The organism is Streptomyces sp. NPDC033229 (genome assembly GCF_055576875.1).
This window is the reverse complement of sequence record NZ_JBVIQR010000014.1, coordinates 103188-127924: the sequence shown is the minus strand read 5'-3', so window position 1 is coordinate 127924 and position 24737 is coordinate 103188. Positions and strand designations below refer to the sequence as shown.

3 protein-coding genes are annotated in these 24737 nt (G+C 69.7%); all 3 read left to right on the top strand.

Translation table 11 applies throughout. The features are described 5' to 3' along the window. Positions 1–319 precede the first annotated feature (319 nt). From ACZ53N_RS15280 to ACZ53N_RS15270, 3 genes are read left to right on the top strand one after another with little or no spacing between them, the layout of a single operon-like run. Positions 320–7555 (top strand): amino acid adenylation domain-containing protein, encoded by a 7236-nt coding sequence (locus tag ACZ53N_RS15280; RefSeq protein WP_469141321.1) that lies wholly within the window; start codon positions 320–322, stop codon positions 7553–7555. After that, the gene (locus ACZ53N_RS15275) at positions 7552–23730 is read left to right on the top strand and encodes an amino acid adenylation domain-containing protein (protein WP_469141320.1); all 16179 of its coding nucleotides are present in this window, start codon (positions 7552–7554) and stop codon (positions 23728–23730) included. The genes ACZ53N_RS15280 and ACZ53N_RS15275 overlap by 4 nt, the downstream gene beginning before the upstream one ends. After that, the gene (locus ACZ53N_RS15270) at positions 23723–24607 is read left to right on the top strand and encodes a proline iminopeptidase-family hydrolase (protein ID WP_469141319.1); all 885 of its coding nucleotides are present in this window, start codon (positions 23723–23725) and stop codon (positions 24605–24607) included. Before ACZ53N_RS15275 ends, ACZ53N_RS15270 begins: the two co-directional genes overlap by 8 nt. Positions 24608–24737: the final 130 nt, after the last annotated feature.

The window sequence follows — 24737 nt, the reverse complement described above, 5'->3', positions numbered from 1 at the left end:
TTGACAGTCGACGACGGCGGCTGTTTCCTTGACCGTGGCCGATACACCCAACTGATAGATGCAACTCGAAATACGATGACGCACTCGCCGAGTGCATAACTCGGGTACCCCTCATTCGGTGCACGTCCGACCGCAATGACGGGTCCCGCCATTCATCCTGTGCTCTCTTGCATGTCGCGCACAGGAGAATTCAAAGCAAACAGTCGGGTACCCGGCGTTTTCGCTGAAAGGTGCCCGTGCACGGGGGAGCACGAGCCGATGACACTCCCTGCGTGCCGCCATATCGTGGAAGCAGGGGGCAACAGTGAAGGTTCTCCATGTGTTGGTCGGCGCAGAGTTGGGCCTGCTGGGCCAGGACATCGCCGATTATCTTGTGGATGCCGGCCACTTTGTTTATGCGCTGGACGGTGACCCGTCGGTCGACTCCGGCGTATGGCGTGAGCGCTTCACGCACAATGCGAGCGTCATCGGGGAGGACGCGTTAGCGGCTTCGCACATCGACTACGAATTAGCCCCCGCAGGCTCCCCGGGCCGCTCCTCGGCCCCCGTCCTGGCGCTCGAACTCCAGTCGGCCGAGAGCGAGTCGGCGTACCGCTGCTTCCTCCAGACGCCCGACCGCGAGGCCCTCCTGTGCAGCGGCACCGACGCAGGACACCGGCCCGGCGGTGCCGCCGGCCCCTCGGCGGGCGACCTTCGCGCCGGGCTCCTGGACACCTGCGTCGACGCGCTGATACGCCTCTCCCGCGAGGGCCACGAGTCCCTTGAATTCCACCCCCGGCAGAAACGTCCCCATGGCCTTTCCGAGCTGATCGGATGGGAATCGACTGCCGCCACACTTGCCGAGCGCTCCCGTTCCGCGGATGAACGCGAGGACCGCTTCGACATCGCGGATCTGATCGGCGCCGACCACCCGGGCCGTTCCGCCGACGTCTTCGAGTATCGGCTGGGCGAACACGCGGAGCCGCTCACCGTCGACCGGCTGGAGTGGCTCTGCGTCGCTCTGCAGATGCTGCTCAACTCCCGTAAGGCGGGCATCTACAGCTACGATGTGAGCACCCCCCAGGGCCGTGTGCGCAAATATGTGGAGGCGAACCGGAGTCTTCGGTCCGCTGATGTGAAAAGGCAGCTCGACCACCCGGTCCACCATGCGCACACCAATCCTTTCTATGATTTCGGCGCCGTTTACCAACACGCCCGGGACCCACGGGTCACAGTGGAGTTCGACACCGCCGAGATCACGGCCGATGCCGCCGACCGCGCGCCCGTGCTGAGCCTGCGCTACCGCAGCGGCAGCGATTCCCTGGACATCGTCACCACCGGCCGGCTCCCCTTCCTGAGCGTGCTGCGCGAGCACCTGGACAGCTTCTTCGCCGGACTCCACCGATTCGCCGAGGGTGCTGCCACCCTGGGCGAGCTCCTGGCACTTCCCCCGGAGCTGCACCGCCGTTTCCATGCCGAGCTGCACCGGACGCGCGCACCGTTCCGCGACGACCAGCCCATCCACCACCTGATCGAGGAACAGGCCGCGCGGTACCCGGAGCACACGGCCGTTGTCCACGAGGGGCGTTCCCTCACCTACCGGCAGTTCAACGAAGCGGCCAACCGATTCGCCCGGCTGCTGCGCGAGCGGTACGCACCCGAGCCGGGCGATCTGATCGCGCTGTATCTGGACCGTACCGAGAATCTGCTGATCGCCGCGGTGGCCGTCCTCAAACTGGGCTGCGGCTATGTGCCGTTGGACCTGAACTCTCCCGTCAACCGCACCGCCGGGATCCTGGCCGGCGGCCGGATCGTCCTGGCCGTGAGCGACACCGCCCATTCCGCACGGCTCGACGGCATCTCCGGCGCCCTGCCCGTGATCGCCATGGACTCCGACGCGGTCGCCGACGCGTGGGCCGGATACCCGGGCGGGAACCTCGACACACCCGTGGCCGGCAGCGACATCGCGTACGTCATCTACACCTCGGGTACGACCGGCAAGCCGAAGGGCGTGGCCGTCGAGCACAAGAGCTATGTGAACATCGCCACCGACATCGGCCGTTGCGTCGACTTCCGGCCGGGTGAGCGGATGCTGGCGGTGACCACGATCGCCTTCGACATCTCCACGCTCGAGATCTTCATGCCACTGCTGCACGGCGGGACCGTGGTCCTGGCGGGCCGCTCCGATCTTCTCGACGTCGGCAAGCTGATCGGCCTGATCGAGCAGGGCGTGTCCATCGTCCAGGCCACGCCCTCGCTGTGGCACCTGATCACCCAGAGCCTGGACGGCAAGCGACTGCCCATTCGCGCACTGTGCGGTGGCGAGGCCCTCTCCCCCCAGCTCGCCCCCGTGCTGGCCTCGTCCGTCGACACCTGCTGGAACGTCTACGGGCCGACGGAGACCACCGTGTGGTCCACCCGCCGTCTCCTGTCGCCCGAGGCCCCCGAGCCGCTGATCGGCAAGCCCGTCGCCAACACCCGCTGCTATGTCCTCGACGAGGACATGCAGCCCCTGCCCCCGGGCGTCGTGGGCGAATTGTTCATCGGCGGCAGCGGGCTGGCCCGTGGCTACCTGGACGAGCCGGAACTGACGGCGAAAGCGTTCGTCACGCCGCCGCCCGCGGCGAGCGGCAACGGACCGGCCGTACCGGAAGAGCGCATCTACCGCACCGGCGACCTGGTACGCGCGCTGCCGAGCGGGGACCTGGAATTCATCGGCCGTAACGACTTCCAGGTCAAGCTGCGTGGGCATCGCATCGAGCTCGGCGAGATAGAGAGTGCGCTCAGCGCCCACCCCGCCGTCGAACAGAGCCTGGTCGTCGTCCACCAGCCGGACGTGTCACTGGGCGACGAAGCCCGCTCCCTGGTCGGCTACTACGTCTGTGAGGAGCCGGTCGACAGCGAGGAACTGCGCGAACACCTGGCCTCAGTGCTCCCGGAGTACATGATCCCGGCCGTGCTGATCCACCTGGAGCGCATGCCGCTGAACGTCAACGGCAAGGCCGACAGAAACGCTCTGCCGGACCCCGCGCAGTTCCTGACCCACGGCTACGTCGCACCGGCGACCGAGCTGGAAACGCGGCTGTGCGGCATCTGGGACCAGGTGCTCGGCAGCGCCGCGAAGGGCGGCCACTGTATCGGCGTCACCGACGACTTCTTCAGCTTCGGTGGCAACAGCATCCTGGGCATCAAGCTCGTCAACAAGATCAACAGCGAGCTCGGGTCCGACATCCGGATCCGCGACGTCTTCCGCGAGAAGACCATCCGGCGCCTGGCGCCCTTGGTCGCGGCCAGCCTCGGTGACTTCGCCTACCGCGACTTCGTGCTCGACGGCATCGACACCGACCACCTCCACGAGCCGTTCCCGCTCACCAATGTGCAGCAGACCTACTACCTGGGCCGGTTCAACAGCTTCGAGCTGAGCAGCGTCTCGACCCACGTCTACAGTGAGTTCCGCTACCACAGGATCGACCACGAGCGGCTCGAGGCGGCGTACAACCGGCTCATCGAGCGGCACCTCGCGCTGCGCACGGTCTTCACCGACGGACAGCAGCGCTTCCTGCCCGAGGTGCCTCACTACCGCATCGCCTTCCATGAGCTGCGGGACCAGGACGAGCTGGAGCGGCTCCGGGGCACGTACTCCCACAAGCTGTACGACCCCGAGCAGTACCCGCTCTTCGACATCGTGCTCAGCCGCCTCGACGGCATCTACCGGCTGCACATCAGCTTCGACGCGCTCATCATCGACATGGGCAGCTTCGACATCCTCTTCGACGAGTGGGCGCAGCTCTACGCCGACCCGCAAGCCTGCCTGCCCGACCTGGGCATCAGCTACCGCGACTATGTGCTGCAGTACGAGCGGGTCCGCGAGAGCCCGCTCCTGCTCGAGGCCCAGCAGTACTGGCAGGACAAGGCCGACGACTACCACCTCGATCTGAGGCTGCCGCTCAAGGAACGCCCCTCGGCCGTCGACAGCCCCGTCTTCCGGCGCAAGAGCCGGGTGATCCCCGCCGCGGTGTGGGGCGAGCTGGCCGCCAAGTGCAGCCGGCACGGCATCAGCCCGACCGCGCTCGTCGTCGAGCTGTTCAGCCGGGTGCTCAGCCAGTGGAGCGGTCAGGACCGGCTGTGCATGAACCTCACGCTCTTCAACCGGCTGCCGCTGCACCCCGACATCAACGGCGTCATCGGCGACTTCACGGTGCTGGAGCTCTTCGACTACCGGGCCGAGCGCGACCTGGGCATCGCCGACAAGCTCCGCCGGGTGCACGGCGATCTGCTCCAGGACGTCGACAACAACCTCTTCGACGGCGTCGACTTCCAGCGCCTGCTGAAGATGCACCACTCCATCCCGGTCGGCAAGATCGTGGCTCCGGTCGTCCTGACGAGCACGCTCGGCGCCAAGGGCAATGCGAGCATGTTCGAGCTGCCCCTGGACGACTCCTATCAGGGCGTCGACTACTCGATCTCGCAGACCCCGCAGGTGTGGCTGGACAACAAGGCGTACGAGACCGATGAGGGCTTCGTCGCCGAGTGGGACTATGTCGAGCAGCTCTTCGACACGGCCGTCATCGACGCGATGCACGACGGTTACTGCCGTCTCATCGAGCAACTGGCCGAACTGGACTGGGAGACGGCCTCTTTCCCGTCGCTCCCCGTACCGGCCGAGGACCTCGCGCTCATCGAGGCGGCCAACGCGCACGACCGGCCGATGGACGAGCGCACCCTCTTCGGCCTCTACGAGAGCAGGCTGGACGAGGCCGACCGCTCCCGGGCCATCGCCGTCATCGACGCCGCCGCGGGCGCCTCCTTCACCTACGGGCAGCTCCACCACGACTCCGTCCGGCTCGCGGGAGCGCTCCTGGCCCCCGGCACGCTGGGCGAGGAGCGTGAGACCGTCGCCGTCCTGGCGGAGAAGGGCTACCTCCAGACGGTCACCACACTCGCCGTGATGAAGGCGGGCTCGGCGTACGTGCCGATGAACGTGGAGTGGCCCGGCGCACGCATCGGCGAGGTGCTCGAATCGGCGGGAACCCATGCGTTGTTGGTGTCGCGTGGGCAGTTCGCACGGGCGGACGTACAAGCTCTGGGATCGGTGTGCCGACTGCTGGTCATCGAGGATCTGCTGGAACAGAACCACCCCGCCGAGGAATCCTCGCTGCCGGTGGTGGGCCCCGACGACGTCGCCTACGTCATCTTCACCTCGGGATCGACAGGCCGCCCCAAGGGCGTGACCATCAGCCACCGCGGCGCGGTCAACACCCTCCTCGCCGTCAACGAACGCTTCCACATCACACCCCAAGACCGCGTCCTGGCCCTGTCCGAACTCAGCTTCGACCTCTCCGTCTACGACCTCTTCGGCACCCTCGCCGCCGGCGCCACCATCGTCTTCCCCGCACAAGAAGAAACCAAGAACCCCGCCTACTGGGCCCACCTCATCGAACACCACCAGGTCACCGTCTGGAACAGCGTCCCCCAGCTCGCCGGCCTGCTCATCGACGAAGGCGGACACCTCCAGTCCCTACGGGTGTTCCTGCTCAGCGGCGACTGGATCCCCACCAGCCTCCCCGACCGCATCCGCCAACACATTCCTGACGCAACAGTGATGAGCCTCGGCGGCGCCACCGAAGGCAGCATCTGGTCGATCTGGTACAAAATCGACCACGTCGACCCCGCATGGAACAGCATCCCCTACGGCGTCGCCATGCCCAACCAACGCATGTACGTCCTCAACACCCAAGGCGAACACTGCCCCACCGGCGTCATCGGCGAAATCCACATCGGCGGCACCGGCGTCGCCCTCGGCTACTGGCGCGACGAACAACTCACCACCGAGCGCTACACCGAACACCCCACCCTCGGCCGCCTCTACCACACCGGCGACCTCGGCCGCTGGACCCCCGACGGACACATCGAATTCATCGGACGCAACGACTTCCAAGTCAAACTCAACGGCTACCGCGTCGAACTCGGCGAAATAGCCGCCAAGCTGACGCGGTTGCCGGGGGTCGACCGTGCCGTGGCCAGGATTCAGCAGGGTGACAAGCACGACCGGCTGGTCGCGTATCTGGTTCCCGACGCCGACTACGCCCCCCTGGCCGGGGCCGGTGAGCCGGGCCTCGACAAGCAGGCGTTCCTCCTGAGCGGGCATGGCGTGCTGGAGTCGGCGTCGTCCGGGTTCCGGCTGGAGTCCCGCCTCGATCCGGCCGCGTACGCCCTGGCCAAGAGCTACCGGCACTTCCTGGACGACGACATCGCGCCCGAGTTCCTGCACAAGCACTTCTCCAAGGTGGTGGCATCCGCAGCGCACAGCCCCGCGGCGGGCCGGGCGACCCCGGATCTCGAGGACTGGTCCGCCGTGCTGGGGCAGCTGTCCGCCGTGTCGCTGCCCGACCGGGCGCTGCCGAAGTACCGGTACCCGTCGGCGGGAAGCGCCTATCCGGTGCGTACGTTCGTCCATCTGTCGGGCCGGGCCGAGGGCCTGGTCGGCGGGGACCACTACTATCACCCGCCGACCGGTGAACTGCGCCCGCACAACCTCACCGCGATGGCCGGTCCGTCGTCCGGGGCCGAGAGCGACGAACTGCACCTGGTGGTCCACTGGCCCGCCATCACCCCCCTCTACGGGGAGCGTGCGCGGCACCTGGCGCTGTTGGAGACCGGGCACATCCTCGCCCTGCTGACCGGGGCCCTGGACGCACGCGGTATCGCGTACGAGGTCCTGCTGGACGAGCGGCCGCTCGACGACGAGCACACGGCGGTGTGCCGCATCGTCCTGGGAGGCACGGGCGGCTTCGAGCCGGCCCGGCTCGACCTGACCTGCTTCCCACGGGAAACCGGCACCACGCGGTACGTCGAGCAGGGCGGCGACCGCCACTACGCGGCCGACGAGCTGCCGGTCTTCGACCGCACCAGTGATGTGTACGCGATTCTCCGCCGGGCGCGGTGCCTGCTGACGCTGGAAGGCGAGGGCGGGGCCCACGAGGCGGTGTCGGCCGGCTTCCTGTTCCAGCGGCTGAGCGAGCGGCTGCGTGCCGACGGCATGGGCACCTGCCCGCTGGGGCTGCGCATCACCGAGCACGGCGTCTACACCATGGCCGTCGGGATGGTGGACCAGCAGGCACGCGAGGCCTCGGACAGTCCGGCCGACCCGCAGACGCTGACGGAGGCGGTGACCCGGGAACTGGCCGAGGCACTGCCCGACTACATGCTGCCCAGCGGTTACGGCGTCCTGGACGCGCTGCCGCTGAGCGCCAACGGCAAGCTGGCCGCCGACCGGCTCCCACCGGTCGAATTCGCCGGCGTCCACGTCGAGCCCGCGCCCGGGACCGAACGCACCCTGGCCGAAGCCTGGTCCGACATCCTCGGCCGACCGGTCACGGCGATCAGCGCGAACGACAGCTTCTTCTCGATCGGCGGCAACTCGCTGGCCGCCATGAAATTGGTGCGCCTGCTCCAGCAGGACCTGGGGTTCGAGCTGAAGCTCCGGGACCTGTATCAGAACGACACGATTCTCAAGCTTGCTGAGCACGTCGGCACGGCCCAGGCGGACGCCGTGCGCGAAGAGGGAGAGCTGTGAACCCCGAGCTGGAACTGCTGAACGACCTCCGGTCCGCCCGCGTTCTCATCTGGAACAAGGGCGACGACCGGCTCGGCTTCTCCTTCCCCCAGGACACCGGCTTCCCCGCGGAGCTGAAGGACCGGGTGAAGGAGCACAAGGAGCGACTGCTTCGCGTCCTGGAGCTGACCGGCATCGACTCCCAGGAGCGCGCCCGGCAGGCCACGCACTACAAGCTGCCGGACGGGGCGCACGACAGGTCGATCCGGTCCATCCAGAAGGGGATGTACCTGCAGAGCAGGATCGACGAGCTCGGCCATACCTACACCATCCCCCTGTTCGTCGAGCTGACCGATGCCGACGCGGAGTCGGCCGAACGGGCGGTCCGCGCGCTGCTCGCGGCCGAGCCGATCCTGCGGATGCGCGTCCACGAGGACCTGTCGTACGAGCTGGTGCCGGCGGACTCGTACGAGATCGCCCGCAGCCGGGTGGCAGCGAGTGAGCTGGACGCACTGCGGGACGACCGGGCCCGTACCGTCTTCCCCCTCGCTGACGGACATCTGATCCGCCCCGAGGTCATCGAGCTGAGCGACTCCACATCGGTGACGGTCGGACTGACGCACCATCACATGCTGTCGGATGCCTACTCGATGGAACTCATCGGCACCCGACTGGCCTCGATCCATGAGGCCTTGGTGCGCGGCATGGACCCGAGCGACGCAGGCAAGTCCTCCCCTGCCCTGAACTATTTCGACCTCGCGGCGCAGCAGCGGATCGAGCTGGCCCGGCCGGAGTACACGGCCGCCCGCGACAGGCTCGCCGAACGGTTGGCCGCCGCCGGCAAGCTGCGTCTGAAGCGCAACCCCGCACGCGGGGCCGACAACCGGGCCGGCACCCTCGACTACACGCTCGCATCGGAGACCCACCGGGCGCTGTCCGAACTGGCCGGGCAGCACGGGCTGAGTCTGTACGCGCTGCTGTTCACCGGTCTGTACCAGACGCTGAGCAGCTTCGCCGGCGGCCAGCACGACTTCGCCGTCGGCATCACCGTCGCGAACCGGCCGCCTGCCTTCCAGTCCGCCGTCGGCCCGTTCATCAACACACTGCCGCTGATACCGGAGTTCCGGGGCGGCGACCGTTTCCTGGACAACGCGCGCCGGGTCAACGAGGCGGTCATCGATCTCAACCAGCACCACCAGCTGAATCTGGACATGCTGACCGGCTCCCTGCCGGGTGGGGCCGCGGACCTGGCCGACGTGCTCCAGGTCCTCTTCACCATGCACAACTTCGCCCCGGTGGAGAAGGCCGGCGCCGCCACCGGCCACCGCGTGCTCCCCTACCGGGATCTCGCGGAGAAGTTCGGCATCTCGGTCATCGCCAAGGAGGACGGCGACCGGGTCTCCTTCACGGTCACCTACGCCGAGGCGCGCTACGAGCGCGACTACGTGCGGGCGCTCTTCGACACGTACCTCACCGTGTTGCGCTCGGCCGCGGCTACGCCGGACGAGGTCACCGACCGCCTGGACCTGGTGGATCCCGAGGGGCTGCGGCAGATCGCGGAGTGGAACCGCACCGCATGGGACCACGGCACCGTACGGACCGCGGTCGAGATGTTCGAGCGCCAGGTGGGGCGGACCCCGGACGCCCCCGCCGTGATCTACCGCAACCGGGTGCTGAGCTACCGCGAGCTGAACGAGAGCGCCAACCGGCTGGCCCATCTGCTCACCGAGCGGCACGGGGTCTCCGTCGGCAGCCTGGTCTGTCTGCTGCTGGACCGCAGTGAGCACATGCTGATCGCGGTTCTGGGCGTCATGAAGGCCGGCGGCGCCTATGTGCCCGTCGACCCCGGCTCACCGCACGAGCGGATCCGGTTCATCCTCTCCGACACCGGCAGTCCGCTGCTGCTCACCGACGAGCGCAACGCGGCCGGCTGCCACGACGCCGCACTGCCGGTGGCCGTGCTGTCCGTCGACGGCGCCGCCGACGAACTGGCCGCACAGCCCTCCGACGACCCGGGCCTGCCGCTCACCGGAGCCGATCTCGCGTACGTCATCTACACGTCCGGCACCACCGGAAAACCCAAGGGCGTGCTGTGCGAGCACGGCGGCCTGGTCAACCGCATCCAGTGGATGAACCGGGCGTTCCCGCTCGACCCCTCGGACCGGGTGCTGCAGAAGACGTCGTACGTCTTCGACGTGTCGGTGTGGGAGCTTTTATGGGCCAACTGGTTCGGTGCGGCTGTCGTCTTCGCCGAGCCCGAGGACCACAAGGACCCCTATGCGCTGATGGAGATCATCGAGCGCGAAAACGTCAGCGTCATGCACTTCGTGCCCTCGATGTTCAGCGCCTTCCTGGAGACGGTGGAGGCGTCCGCCGAACCGGTCCGGCAGGGGCTGGCGAGCCTGCGCTACCTCTTCTGCAGCGGCGAGGAGCTCAAGCTCGCGCAGGTGCGCGCCACGCACGCGCTGCTGCCGGATGCGCGTCTGCACAATCTGTACGGGCCGACCGAGGCGTCCATCGACGTCCTGCACCACCCCTGCACCGACCCGGCGATCGACACCGTGCTCATCGGTACGCCGATCGACAACACGCAGGCGTACGTGCTCAACCCGGGCCGCAGGCCCCTGCCCGTCCAGGCGATCGGTGAACTGTACCTGGGCGGCGCCGGTCTGGCGCGCGGCTACCTCAACCGGCCCGAGCTCACCGCCGAACGCTTCGTCGAGAACCCCTTCGGTGACGGGCGTCTGTACCGCACGGGCGACCTCGTACGGCGGCTGCACGACGGCGCCATCGAGTTCATCGGCCGCGACGACTTCCAGGTCAAGATCCGCGGCTATCGCATCGAGCTCGGCGAGATCGAGGCGGCCCTGGCCGGGTACCCCGGCGTCAAGCAGGGCATCGCCCTGGTCCAGCAGCCCGACCCGCGGCGGCCCGAGCACAAGTACCTGGTGGGCTACTACGTCGCGGACCGTCCGTTGGACGAGACCGCCATGGCGGGTGCGCTGCGTGCGACCCTGCCGTCCTACATGGTTCCCAGCGCCTTGGTGCACCTGTCGTCCCTGCCCGTGACCGTCAACGGCAAGCTCGACCGCAAGGCGCTGCCCGACCCCGGCCCCTCCGACGCCGGCCAGGAGCACATCGCGCCCCGCACCCCCTTGCAGGAGCGGCTCCGTGACCTGTGGGCCGAGTGCCTGGGCCTGCGCCCCGGCGACGTGGGCATCCGCGACGACGCGACCCGGCTGGGAATGGACAGCATCGTCGCCATCCGGCTGGCGAGCCGACTGCGCCGGCAACTCGATCTGGCGATCAGCGTCCGGGACGTGTTCTCCCTGCCGACCATCGAGCAGTTCGCCGACTTCGTCGAAAGCCGCCAGGAAGCCGCGGCCGAGCCGCGGGCCGACGTCCTCACCGAGCAGGGGACCCTGGCGGGCGAGCTGGAGCTGCTTCCCATCCAGTCCTGGTTCTTCGAGCAGGGGTTCCCCCGGCCCGAGCACTGGAACCAGGCGTTCGTGGTCCGTGCGCCGGAGCTGTCGCTGCCGCGGCTGGAGTCCGCCCTGCGCGCCCTCGTCGCCCGCCACGACGCCTTCCGGCTGCGCTACCGCGGCACCACGCAATCCTATGAGCCGGGCGCCCCGTTCCCCGGCTTCAACGTCCTCGACGTGCGCGGCCTGCCCGGCGGCGAGGGCACTCCCGAGTTCACCGAGGCCCTGCACCGGACGCTGACCGGCTGGCAGCGCGGTTTCGACCTCGAGCACGGCCCCGTGTACGCCCTCGGCTATCTGCACGGCTACGCCGACCACAGCAGCCGGGTGTTCTTCGCCCTGCACCACCTGATCACGGACACGGTCAGCTGGCGGATCCTGGCCGAGGACCTGCGCGCGCTGTACGAGGGGCAGCAGCTCGGGAAGAAGGGCACCAGCTTCCGGCAGTGGGCCGGCGCCGTATCCGCGTACGCGCAGGAGCGGCCGGAGCAGAGGGCCTACTGGGAGGAGCTGCTCGGCGACTTCCGACCGGGCACGCGGGCCCGGATCGGCTCCACGGTGGCACACACCGAACAGTTCACCCTGAACGAGCAGGACACCCGGGACCTGCTGGGACCGGCGCACCGCGCGTACCACACGCACGTCGACGACCTTCTGCTGACGGCGCTCGGCCGGGCTCTGGAGGCCGTCGGCGGCGGGCGCACCCATCACGTCATGCTCGAAGGCCACGGGCGCGAGGACATCGGCCCCGCGCTCGACGTCACCGGCACCATGGGATGGTTCACCACCCTGTACCCGGTGCGGCTGCCCCTGGGCAACGACATCGGCGAGAGCGTTCGGAGTGTCAAGGAGAGCCTGCGCGCGGTGCCCGACAAGGGCATCGGTTTCGGCCCGCTCGTCGGCTACCGGGACCGCGCGCTTCCCCACGTCTGGTTCAACTACCTGGGCCGGCTCGACAGCGAGCAGCCGGGGGCGGGCGACTGGCAGCTGGTGATGGAGGACAGCGGCGAGGCCATGCCGCCGTGCAACGCCTCCGACGCGCTGCTGTCCGTCTTCGCGTATGTGACCGAGGACCGGCTCCAGGTCCGTGTCGACAGCCGGCTGGCCGCCGAGGACACCGGCGCGCTGGCCCGGGCCCTCGAAGCCGCTCTCGCCGAGGTCGTCGGCCACTGCGCGGGCCGGACGGCACCGCGCTACACGCCCAGCGACTTCCGCGAGGTCCGCGGCGAGGCCGATCTGACGGCCCTGCCCGCGGGCACCGGCGCGGACCCGGGCGGCTGGTTCGACATGACCGAGATCCAGAAGGCGTATCTCGTCGGCAGGCTCGGCAACTACGAGATCGGCAACGTCGCCAACCACGTCTACAACGAGTATCTGTACCGGGACCTGGACACGGACCGGCTGGCGGACTCGGTCCGCCGGCTCGTCGCCGAGTGCGACGTGCTGCGCACCGTCTTCTCCTACGACCGGCTCCAGCAGCGTGTGCTCGATGCCGCGGATGTCCCGCCCTTCGAGCTCGTGGTCAACGACTTCACCGCGCACGACTACGACGAGTCGCAGCTGACCGCCGTACGGGAGCGGCTCTCGCACCGGCTCTACGACCCGGAGCGGTTCCCGCTGTTCACCCTGGAGGTGAGCCGCTTCCGGGACCGCTGCGTGCTGCACCTCAGCTGGGACCTGATCATCCTCGACGTGCAGAGCAGGCTCGCCGTCCTGCGTCGCCTCGATGACCTCTACCGGGGCACGGAACGGCGTCCGGAGCTGCCGCGGGCGAGCTTCAAGGACTACCAGGACTACACCGGTCTGCTGAAGCACTCGCAGTGGTACGCGGACGACCGCGCCTACTGGCAGGACCGGCTGGCCGATATGCCGCTGCGGTGCACCCTGCCGTTCAAGGAGTCGCCGGACGCCGTCGACCATCCGCGCTTCGACGAGCACACCCTCCACGTCGCCCCCGACATCTGGGACCGGTTCAAGGAACAGGCGCGGCAGCGCGGAGTGTCCACGTCGTCCGTCCTGCTGAGCCTGTTCGGCAGCGTGATGTCCTACTTCTCCGGGTCCCGTGAGTTCCCGCTCACCCTCACGCTGTTCAATCGCCATCCGGTCCTCGAGGGCGTCGATTCCCTCCTCGGCAACTTCACCTCGACCGTGCTGTTCCACTACACCGACCACGGTGCCGACGTCGCGTCGCTGACCCGCCGCACCCACGACAGGCTGTGGGAGGACATCAGCCACGCCCTGTACTCGGGGGTGGAGGTCCAGCGCGATCTGAGCAGGCTGCACGGTCTGGACACGACCAAGGCGGTCTCGCCGATCGTGTTCACCGGCGTGATGGGCAACGAGACCCGTGACTTCGAACGCGCGGCCTACCTGGACGACAGCGAACTCGTCGAGGAGCGCCGCTGGAGCGCACAGACCTCACAGGCCTGGATCGACCTCCAGGCGATCGAGGTCGACAGCGGCTTCATGAGCAAGTGGCTGTACGTCGAGCAGCTCTTCGACCGCGCTTTCATCGAGCACCTCAACCGCCTGTACTGCCTGCTCATCGAGCGTCTCGCGGGCGGCGACTGGGAAGCCGGTCTGCCCAGGGACCGGTATCTGCCAGACACCGACCGCGCCCTGGTCGCGGCGGCGAACGCCTTCGACGGCGAGGCCTGCGAGCAGACGATGTTCGGTCTCTACGAGGAGCGGTGCCGCATCGAGGGCCGGGAGGGGGCGACGGCCGTCATCGACGCCGGGACGGGTCGTACGCACACCTACGGCGAGCTGATCGAGCAGAGCCGTACGCTCGCCCTGCGGCTGCGCGGGGAGCTCGGCGACGGCTCCGGTGAGCGGCTCGCCGGCGTCCTCGCGGAGAAGGGCCACAGCCAGGTGCTGGCCACCGCCGCGGTCATGAAGGCCGGCCTCGGCTATCTGCCGCTGCACGTCGACTGGCCGGCCGGCCGGATCGAGGAGATCCTCGCGCAGGCCGATGTGCACACGTTGTTGGTGTCGCGTGGGCAGTTCGCACGGGCGGACGTACAAGCTCTGGCTTCCGTGTGCCGACTGCTGGTCATCGAGGACCTGCTGGAACAGAACCACCCCGCCGAGGAATCCTCACTGCCCGTCGTGGGCCCCGACGACGTCGCCTACGTCATCTTCACCTCGGGATCGACAGGCCGCCCCAAGGGCGTGACCATCAGCCACCGCGGCGCGGTCAACACCCTCCTCGCCGTCAACGAACGCTTCCACATCACACCCCAAGACCGCGTCCTGGCCCTGTCCGAACTCAGCTTCGACCTCTCCGTCTACGACCTCTTCGGCACCCTCGCCGCCGGCGCCACCATCGTCTTCCCCGCACAGGAAGAAACCAAGAACCCCGCCCACTGGGCCCACCTCATCGAACACCACCAGGTCACCGTCTGGAACAGCGTCCCCCAGCTCGCCGGCCTGCTCATCGACGAAGGCGGACATCTCCAATCACTGAGGGTGTTCCTGCTCAGCGGCGACTGGATCCCCACCAGCCTCCCCGACCGCATCCGCCAACACATTCCTGACGCGACAGTGATGAGCCTCGGCGGCGCCACCGAAGGCAGCATCTGGTCGATCTGGTACGAGATCGACCACGTCGACCCCGCGTGGAACAGCATCCCCTACGGCGTCGCCATGCCCAACCAACGCATGTACGTCCTCAACACCCAAGGCGAACACTGCCCCACCGGCGTCATCGGCGAAATCCACATCGGCGGCACCGGCGTCGCCCTCGGCTACTGGCGCGACGAACAACTCACCACCGAGCGCTACACCGAACACCCCACCCTCGGCCGCCTCTACCACACCGGCGACCTCGGCCGCTGGACCCCCGACGGACACATCGAATTCATCGGACGCAACGACTTCCAAGTCAAACTCAACGGCTACCGCGTCGAACTCGGCGAGATCGAGAGCGCCCTCTCCCAGGACCCGCGCATCTCCCAGAGCGTCGTCCTCATCAAGGAGTACGACACCGCGGCCGATCGCCGTCGGCAGGCTCTCATCGGTTACTACGTCTCCGACACCGCACTCGACCCCGCTCCCCTGCTGGAGCGGCTGTCCGCGAGCCTGCCCGCGTACATGGTCCCCGAGGCACTGGTGCACCTGCCGGAGCTGCCGTTGAGCCCCAACGGCAAGCTGGACCGCAAGGCCCTGCCCGACGCCCCCGGGACCGCGGTCGCCGCCGAGCACGTCCCGCCGCGCTCCGAGCGCGAGCGGCAGCTGCGCGACGCGTGGGCCGACATCCTGGGCGTGCCGCGGGAGCAGCTCGGCATCACCGTCGACCTGATGCACCTGGGCATGGACAGCATCATTGCCATCCGACTGGTGAGCCGGCTGCGCAAGGAGCTCGGGCTGCAGGTCAGTGTGCGTGATGTCTTCGCCCACCGCACCATCGAGCGCTTCCACGACCGGGTCGTGGTCACCGCCGGGCCCGGCGCCGGGCCGGCTGTACGGACCGAGCAGGGCACCCTGGAGGGGAACGCTCCCCTGCTGCCCGTCCAGTCGTGGTTCTTCGCCCAGGACTTCCCCCGGCCCGGGCACTGGAACCAGTCCTTCCTGGTTCGCACGCCCGAACTGGCACTCCCGCGGCTGGAGGAAAGCCTGCGGGCCCTGGTGGCCCACCACGACGCGTTCCGACTGCGCTACGACCTGTCCGCACCGGGCGGGCCGCGGCAGTACTACGACACCGCGGCCGATTTCGCCGGGGTGCGGGTGCTCGACGTGCGCGACCTGCCCGGCGGTGAGGGGACCGCCGAGTTCGACGCCGCTGTGGAAAGCGTTCTGACCGCATGGCAGAACGGCTTCGACCTGGCGAGCGGGCCGACGTACGCCTTCGGCCTTCTGCACGGCTACGCCGACGGCAGCAGCCGGGTGTTCTTCGCCCTGCACCACCTGATCGTCGACACCGTCAGCTGGCGGACACTCGCCGAGGATCTGCGCACGCTGTACGAGGGAGGACACCTCGGGGAGAAGGGCACCAGCTACCGGCAGTGGGCCGACACGGTCGCCGCGCACGCCGAGCGGCACGCGGACGAGCGCGGCTACTGGGAAGGCCTGCTCGCCGACATGGACGAGGCCCCGGTCCTGCGGCAGGACACGGGTGTCCCCGTCGAGATCGGGATCTCCCTGGACGCCGAGCGCACCGCGCTGCTGCTGGGCGCGTGCCAACGCGCCTACCGCACCCGCGTCGACGAGTTCCTGCTCACCGCCTTCGGCCAGGCACTGACCGAGCTGACCGGCCGGTCCGTCAGCCATCTGATGGTCGAGGGCCACGGGCGCGAAGAGCTCGACGCGGGCGCGGACGTCAGCCGTACCCTCGGCTGGTTCACCACGCTCTACCCGGTACGCCTGGGTGCGGGCGGCGAGCCGGCGGACGCCCTGAAGTCGGTCAAGGAGAGCCTGCGGGCCACCCCCGCGAAGGGCATCGGTTTCGGGCCGCTGATGGGGTACGCGCGCGAGCTTCCCCAGGTCTGTTTCAACTACCTCGGCCGGATCGACGCCGACGAGCACGGCGACTGGCAGCTGGACGACGGTCCGAGTGGCGACTGGCTGCACGAGGCCAACCTGTTGCCGTACACGGTCTCCGCGGCCGGCATGGTCGTCGGCGGCCGGCTGCGGTTCACGCTGCTCAGCAGGCTGCCGCGGCAGGACGCGGAACGGCTGGCCCGCGCGTTCGAGGAACGGCTGGCGGCGCTGGTCGAGCTGACGGCGCGCAGTCCGCGCACCTACCTGACGAGCAGCGACATCGACGGCCTGCTGCCTCAGGAGCACCTGGACCGGTTGCAGGCGGCCGACGAGCTGGACGGGGTCTTCGCGGCCAGCAGCCTCCAGCAGGGCTTCATCCACCATGCCCTGAGCCAGGGCGACGTCGACGACGCCTATCGCGTCCAGGCCGTGTGGGACTACCACGGCGCCGTCGACCCCGAGCTGCTCCGGCAGGCGTGGGGGCAGGCACAGCAGGCCCTCAGTGCCCTGCGGCTGCGCTTCGACTGGCAGTACGAGATGGTGCAGGTCATCGACCGGCGGTCCCACCTGACATGGGAGTTCGTGGACCTGGGCGACCACCCGGACCCCGCCGCGGCCTTCGAGGAGCTGCTGGAGCGCGACCGCGGCATCCCCTACGACCTCGGCACGAGCGGTCTGTTCCGGGTGTATCTGGTCAAGCAGGGGGCGGAGCACTTCACCTGTGTGCTCAACACCCATCACGCCATCCTCGACGGCTGGAGCAGCCCGCTGCTCCTGCGGAACGTGCACGCGTGCTACCTCGCGCTGTGCGACGGCGAGACCGCGGTGCTCCCGGCGGAGAACTACGCCGGGATCCAGCGCCATCTGCACCGGCACGCACGCGACCACGAGGCGTTCTGGCGGAGCTACGTTGCGGACGCCGAGGGAGGCTGCGATCTCGGGGGGCTGCTGACCGCCGGGTCCCGCCACCTCGACCTCGGCGCCTACAAGCACATACGCCGCCAGGAGCAGCGGTCGCTGTCCCTGCGACCGGAGCTGCTCGCGGCACTGCGGTCCGTCACCCGGGAACACGGGGTCACCTCGAACGCCGTTCTGCAGTACGCCTGGCACAAGGTGCTGAGCGTCTACGGCCACTGCGACACCACCGTGGTGGGCACGGTGCTGGCCGGGCGTGATCTGCCGGTGGACGGGATCGACACCTCGGTCGGTCTCTACCTCAGCACCGTCCCGTTGATCGCCCGGCACGACACCGGTGCCGACAGTCTGATCGAGGAGATCCAGCGGCTGCAGGAGGACATCCACGAGGTCGGCCGGCGCAGCATCGTCGACCTCGCGGCGCTGCAGCCGGGCGGCCGCCGGCTGTTCGACAGCCTCTTCATCAACGAGAGCTACCCCGCGGTCGAGGACGCCGAGCACGAGCGCCTGCTGCGCCCGCGGTTCCGGTTCCGGTACCAGAAGCGGGACTACCCGCTGGTGGTGTCGGTCGCGGAGAAGGACGACGAGGTGGTGCTCACGCTGGACTACGCGGGCGAGCTCTTCGAGCCCGCGACGGTCCAACGGCTCCTGACCGGAATGGAGTCGGTGCTGGACCACGTCGCCCGCGCACCGGAGAGTTCCCCGGCGGACCTGGAACCGGCCGGCGCCGAAGGGATCGAGGCGCAGCGGCGGTGGAACGACTCCGGCGTCGCCGAGCCCGCCGAGCCGGTCATCCACCGCGCCTTCGAAGCACAGGCCGCCCGCACCCCCGACGCGCCGGCCGTCAGCCACGACGGCCGGACGCTGACGTACGCGCAGGTCAACGCTGCCGCCAACCGGCTGGCCCGCGTGGCCCGGCAGCAAGTGCCGATGGCACCGGAGGAGCCCGTACTGCTGCTGCTCGACCGCGGGGTGGACACGGTGATCGGCCTGCTCGCGGTGCTGAAGGCCGGAGCGGCCTATGTGCCGCTCGACCCCGGTTACCCCGACGAGCGCACCGCGCGCATCGTCGAGGGCTGCGGCGCCCGGCTGCTGCTCACCCACGCCCGGCACCGGGAGCGGGTGCAGGCGTGCCACCCCACGCTGACCGTGATCGCCGTGGACGACCCGCGGACCGAGGCGGCATGCGCCGCGGAGAGCGGGGACGACCTGGACCTGCCGGTCGGCGGGGACGCGCTGGCGTACGTCCTCTACACCTCCGGCACCACCGGGCAGCCCAAGGGTGTGATGGTCGAGCACCTGGCCTTCACGTCCACGGTGGCGGCCATGCGCCGACGGCACTTCCCGGACTCCGGGGCCCTGCACACCTACAGCCTGACCAACTACGTCTTCGACATCTTCGGGCTCGAATACGGGCTGACGCTGCTCGGCGGCGGCAGTGTGGTCATGGGTGACCACCTCTTCGAGGAGCTGGACTGCGCGGCGTACGACTTCGTGCAGATGACCCCCAGCCTGCTGGAGATGAAGTTGGAGGCGCTGCGCGGCCTGTCCGGCACCCGGCTGCTCGTGGGCGGCGAAAGGCTCGAACGCCACTTGTTGCACGCGGCGTTGGAGCGCTGCCCGCGCGTGGTCAACGTCTACGGCCCGACCGAGACCACCATCTGGTCGACGTCCCGGGAATACGTCGCGGACGCGGCGGACAACCCGATGGTGACGATCGGCCGGCCGCTGCCGAACGAGCGGGCGCACATCCTGGACGCGCGGCTGCGGCCGCTGCCCGTGGGGGCGGTCGGTGAGCTGTATCTGAGCGGCGGCGCGCTGGCCCGTGGCTACTTCGGCGACCCCGGCCTGACCGCCGAGCGCTTCGTCGAGAGCCCGCGCGAGGGCCACGGGCGCCTCTACCGCACGGGCGATCTGGCCCGCCTGCTGGACGGCGGCGAGATCGAGTTCGTCGGCCGCGTCGACACCCAGGTCAAGCTGCGCGGCCACCGCATCGAGCTGGGCGAGGTGGAGAGCGCGCTCTCGGCCCACCCGGGCGTACGGCAGAGCGCGGTGATCGTCGGGACCCTGGACGGCGGTACGGACACGTCCGCCGCCGCACAGAGCCTGATCGGCTACTACGTCGCCGAAGCGGCCCTGGACGAGGAGGCGCTCCAGACCCATCTGGCCGGTCTGCTGCCGGAGTACATGCGACCGGGCGCCCTGGTGCACCTGACCGAGCTGCCGCTGTCGTACAGCGGCAAACTCGACACCAAGGCGCTCCCGCGGCCGCGCCGCAGGCGGGCGGCCGCGTCCGTGGCCCCGGCCGGGGAGACCGAGCTGACGCTGGCCCGGCTCTGGCAGGACGTGCTCGGCCTGGACCGGGTGGGCGTGCACGACCGCTTCTTCGAGGTGGGCGGCAACTCCATTCTGCTGACCAAGCTGCACGCCCGGCTGCCGGAGGAGATCCGGCGGGCGGTCAGCCTGACCGAGATGTTCGCCCACCCGACCATCGCCTCCCTCGCCGCCCACGTCGGCGGAGTCCGTGACGAGGTCCGGCCGCGCCGCGAGCCGGTGGTGCGCGAGGCCGCGGAGGCCGGCGGCCGGGACATCGCGATCATCGGCATGGCCGGGCGTTTCCCGGACGCCGACACCCTGGAGGAGTACTGGCGGAACCTGACCGCCGGCCATGAGTCCGTCGTCCACTACAGCCGGGAGGACCTGCTCGCGGCCGGCGTGCCCGAGGCGGAGCTCGACCGGCCCGGATACGTACGGGCCCAGAGCGGCCTGCGGGACATCAAGGGCTTCGACGCGGCGATCTTCGGGTACTCCCGCCGGGAGGCCGAGACGATGGACCCGCAGCACCGGGTGTTCCTGGAGTGCGCCTGGCACGCGCTGGAGGACGCGCACTGCGACCCGTACGCCTACGGTGGCGACATCGGGCTGTACGCGGGTGCGGGGCAGAACGACTACGCCACCGGTCACGTCCTGCCCGGCCTCGGCGATGCCGACCTGGCCACCCGCTACCAGGCGATGATCAACAACCAGGCGAACTTCCTGGCCACCAAGGTCGCCTACAAGCTCGACCTGACCGGCCCCGCGGTGACCGTGCAGACCGCCTGCTCCACCTCGCTGGTCGCGGTGCACCAGGCGTGCGTCGCACTGCTCGCGGGAGACTGCGACATCGCCCTGGCCGGTGGTGTGTCGATCGGCAAGCTGGGCAAGGAGGGCTATCTCCACCAAGAAGGCATGGTGTTCTCCCCCGACGGCACCTGCCGGGCCTTCGACGAGGCCGCGCAGGGCACCATCGAGGGGCAGGGCGTCGGCATCGTGGTGCTCAAACCGCTCGACCGGGCGCTCGCCGACCAGGACCCCATCCGCGCGGTCATCAAGGCAACGGCCATCAACAACGACGGCCAGAACAAGGTCGGTTACACCGCGCCCAGCCAGGCGCGGCAGGCCGCGGTGATCCGCCGCGCCCATGAAAGGGCCGGCATCGACCCGTCGACGGTCAGCTACGTGGAAGCGCACGGCACGGGCACCGCGCTCGGCGATCCCATCGAGGTGGCCGCCCTGCGCGAGGCGTTCGGTGCCGACGACGGCACCAACCGGAGCGTCGCGCTGGGCTCGGTGAAGACCAACATCGGCCATCTCGACGTCGCGTCCGGTATCGCCGGGCTGATCAAGGCCGTGCTCTGTCTGGAGCACCGCACCCTGGTCCCCACCCTCCACCACACCGCCCCCAACCCACGGCTCGAGCTGGAGAAGGGCCCGTTCCACGTCACCACCGCGTGCACACCGTGGACGAGCGAGCACCCGGTGCTGCGCGCCGGTGTCAGTTCCTTCGGGATCGGCGGCACCAACGCCCACGTCGTCCTGGAGGAGGCGCCGGCGTCCGCACCACCGGCCCACGGAACCGAGCCCGTACGGGCGCAGCGGTTGCTGACGGTGTCCGCACCCACCGTGGAAGCGCTCGGGGAGCAGGCGCGGGCCCTGGCGGGCTATCTGGCCGAGCACCCCGACGTCCCGCTGGAGCGCGTGGCGTACACGCAAGCCACCGCCCGGCACCGCTTCCCGTACAACCGGGTGGTCGTCGGCAGCGGTCGGCAGGAGCTCGTCGACCGGCTGGCGGCCGAGGAGCGGGAGCCGATCGCGTGGCGAGCGGACCGCCCCGCGGTGTTCATGTTCCCCGGGCAGGGCGCGCAGTACCAGGGGATGGGGCAGGCGCTGTACGACGCGGAGCCCGCCTTCCGGGCCCATGTCGACACCTGCCTGGAGATCATCCGGCCGCACCTGCCCGAGGGGGTCGACGAGGCCGATCTGCTGGGCCGGACCGCACGGGTGGGGGACACCCGGTACACACAGATCGCCCTGTTCATCGTCGAATACGCGCTGGCGCGGTGGTTCATGGACCTCGGCGTCCGGCCGGCCGCGATGATCGGGCACAGCCTGGGCGAGTACGTGGCCGCCTGCCTGGCGGGAGTGTTCTCGCTGGAGGACGCGATGACGCTGGTCCTGGAGCGCGGCCGGCTGCTCGCGGGCACCGCGCCGGGGGCGATGCTCGCCGTGCCGCTGCCCGCCGGGCAGGTGCTGCCGCTGGCACAGCGGCACGGCCTCGACCTGGCCGTGGTCGACGACGCGGGCAGCTGTGTGGTCTCCGGTCCGCCCGGGGCCGTCGACGCGCTGGCAGCGCAGTTGTCAGCGGACGGTGTCACGGGCAGGAGGGTCGCCGTGGCGCACGCGTTCCACTCGCGCCTGCTCGACCCGGTGCTGGAGGAGTTCGCCGCGGTGCTGGGACGGATCGAGCTGCGCAGGCCCACGATCCCGTACCTCTCCAATCTGACCGGTGACTGGGCCGACCCCGACCAGGTCCGCAGGCCCGAGTACTGGACGGCGCAGCTGCGCGGGACGGTCGAGTTCCACCGCGGGCTGACCACGCTGTACGGGTCGGAGACCGGCCGGGGCGGCGTCCTCCTCGAAGTGGGGCCCGGCCGGATCCTGAGCCGCCCGGCGCGCCGGCACCCGGACCGCGCCGAGCACCTGGTGGTGGCGGCCATGCCGCGGGCCGGACAGGGCGGCGAGGAGGCGGCCGTGGCCCTGACGGCGCTGGGAACGGCGTGGGCCGCGGGCGTCGGTGTCGACGCGTCGGCGTTCCACGGCCTCACGGCCCGGGACCGGGTGCGGCTGCCCGGCTACGCCTTCGACCGGCAGGAGCACTGGATCGACCGTCCGGGAACGGTGTCCCGCGCACCGGCGCGGACCCCACAGCCGGCGGCGCACGATGTGGAGGGGGACGAGGTGGGCACCGTCGTCGCGGAGGCCTGGCGCGCGGTCCTGGGCGTCGACGACGTCCGGCCCGACGACGACTTCTTCGCGCTGGGCGGGGACTCGCTGGCGGCCGTGCAGCTCGTGGCGCGGATCCGGGAACGGGTCGGCGTCCGGGTGGAGTTCATGGAGCTGGAACAACCCACGCCGCAGGCCCTCGCTTCCCGGCTGGCCGAGCACCTCGACGGCCGGTACACGCCCGAGGCCGCCGCCGGGGCGGTGGTCGTCGTCAAGAAGGGCGACCCGCAGTCACGGCCGCCCCTGGTGCTGGTGCACCCGATCGGCGGCGACGTGTACTTCTACCGGGAGCTCGCGGCCTGCCTGCCGGAGGACCAGGCGGTGTACGCGCTCCGCTCCCCGATGCTCGACGGCACCGCGGAGTTCACCACGGTCGAAGCCATGGCGGCCCACTACCTGGAGCAGCTGGAGGACTTCGGCCTCAAGGCCCCGTACCGGCTCGGGGGCTCCTCCTTCGGCGGCATCGTCGCGTACGAGATGGCCCAACAGCTCGACGCCCGCGACGGATACCGGCCGGAGGTGGCCCTCATCGACAGCCCGGCCCGCGGCAATCTGCCCGCCGACATGACCGGCCAGGACATCATCGACTATCTGCTCCGCTACGGCCTGGCACGGCTGGACTTCTCCATGGCGGAGCTCGAGGCCCTGGACACGGTCGAGGGGAAGATCGGCTACATCGCGGAGAAGGCACGCGGCACGGAGTTCGAGGACATGCTCTCCGCCGACTTCCTGCCCCGCTACATCCACGCCTGGCAGCGGCACAGCCAGGCCATGCACGGGTATGTCCCGCGCCCGTACTCCGGCGACATCGTGTTCTTCTCGCACCAGGAGGAGATCCCGCAGTTCCCGGCGGGCCAGGCCCCGCGCTGGCGGGAGCTGGCGCGCGGCGGCTGGACGCAGGTGCCGGTGACCGGCAACCACCTGAGCATGAACGGCATGCCCCATGTGGCGACGATCGGCGCCCACCTCGCGACGAACCAGGGAGAACACAGTGAGTGAGAAGACGGCCGGCGCGATGTGCGACGTTCCCGGCGGCAGGATCTGGTACGAGATACTCAACGGCGACGCCCCCGGAACACCGGTGGTGACCGTCCACGGCGGTCCCGGCACACCGCACGACTATCTGCGTCCGCTGGCGGACCTGCTGCCGGGCCATCCCGTCGTCGTGTACGACCAGCTGGGCTGCGGCCGCTCGGCGGGGCCCACGGACCCCGGCCTGTGGCGTCTGGAGCGCTTCGTCGACGAACTCGACGCACTGCTCGACGGCCTGGGCCTGGAGCGCTTCCATCTGCTCGCACATTCCTTCGGCACGATGATCGCCTGCGATTTCGTCCTGCGCGGCGGTCCGCGCCGCCCCGACCGGCTGGTCCTGATCTCGCCGGTGCTGAATGTCCGCAAGTTCGAGGACGACATGCGGCAGCTGCTCTTCAGGCTCCCGGCGGAGACGGCCCAGGCACTCAGCGACGGCATGCGGACGGGGCAGTACGACACACCCGGGTTCGCGGAGGCGGCGATCGTCTTCGCCGAGCGGCACATGTGCCGCACCGACTGGCCGGACGCGCTGATGGACGCCACCCTCGCCACCGCGGCGCACGTGCGTGACGCCATGTGGGGCCGCACGGAGTTCCGGCTGACGGGCAATCTGCGGTCGTACGCGCCTGCCGGGCAGCTGGCCGGGCTGGGCCCCGGCACCCTGTTCGTCGTCGGAGAACACGACTTCGTTCCGCCGCGGGCCTGCCAGGCGTACGCGCGTGCGGTCCCCGGTGCGGATGCCGTGATCATTCCGGGTGCGTCGCACATGCCGCACCTGGAGAAGCCGAAGCAGTTCACCGAGGAACTGCTGTCCCGCATCGGTGACTTCGCAGGTCAAAAATGACTTGTGGGACCAAGTGGCCGCGTGCTTACGTTGGGGCGACAGCCTCGACTCCCAGAAGGGGACACGGTGCAACCGGCGTTATCTGCCGCAGGTGGTGTGAGGGCGAGCCGCAGGCCTCTGAACGCCCACG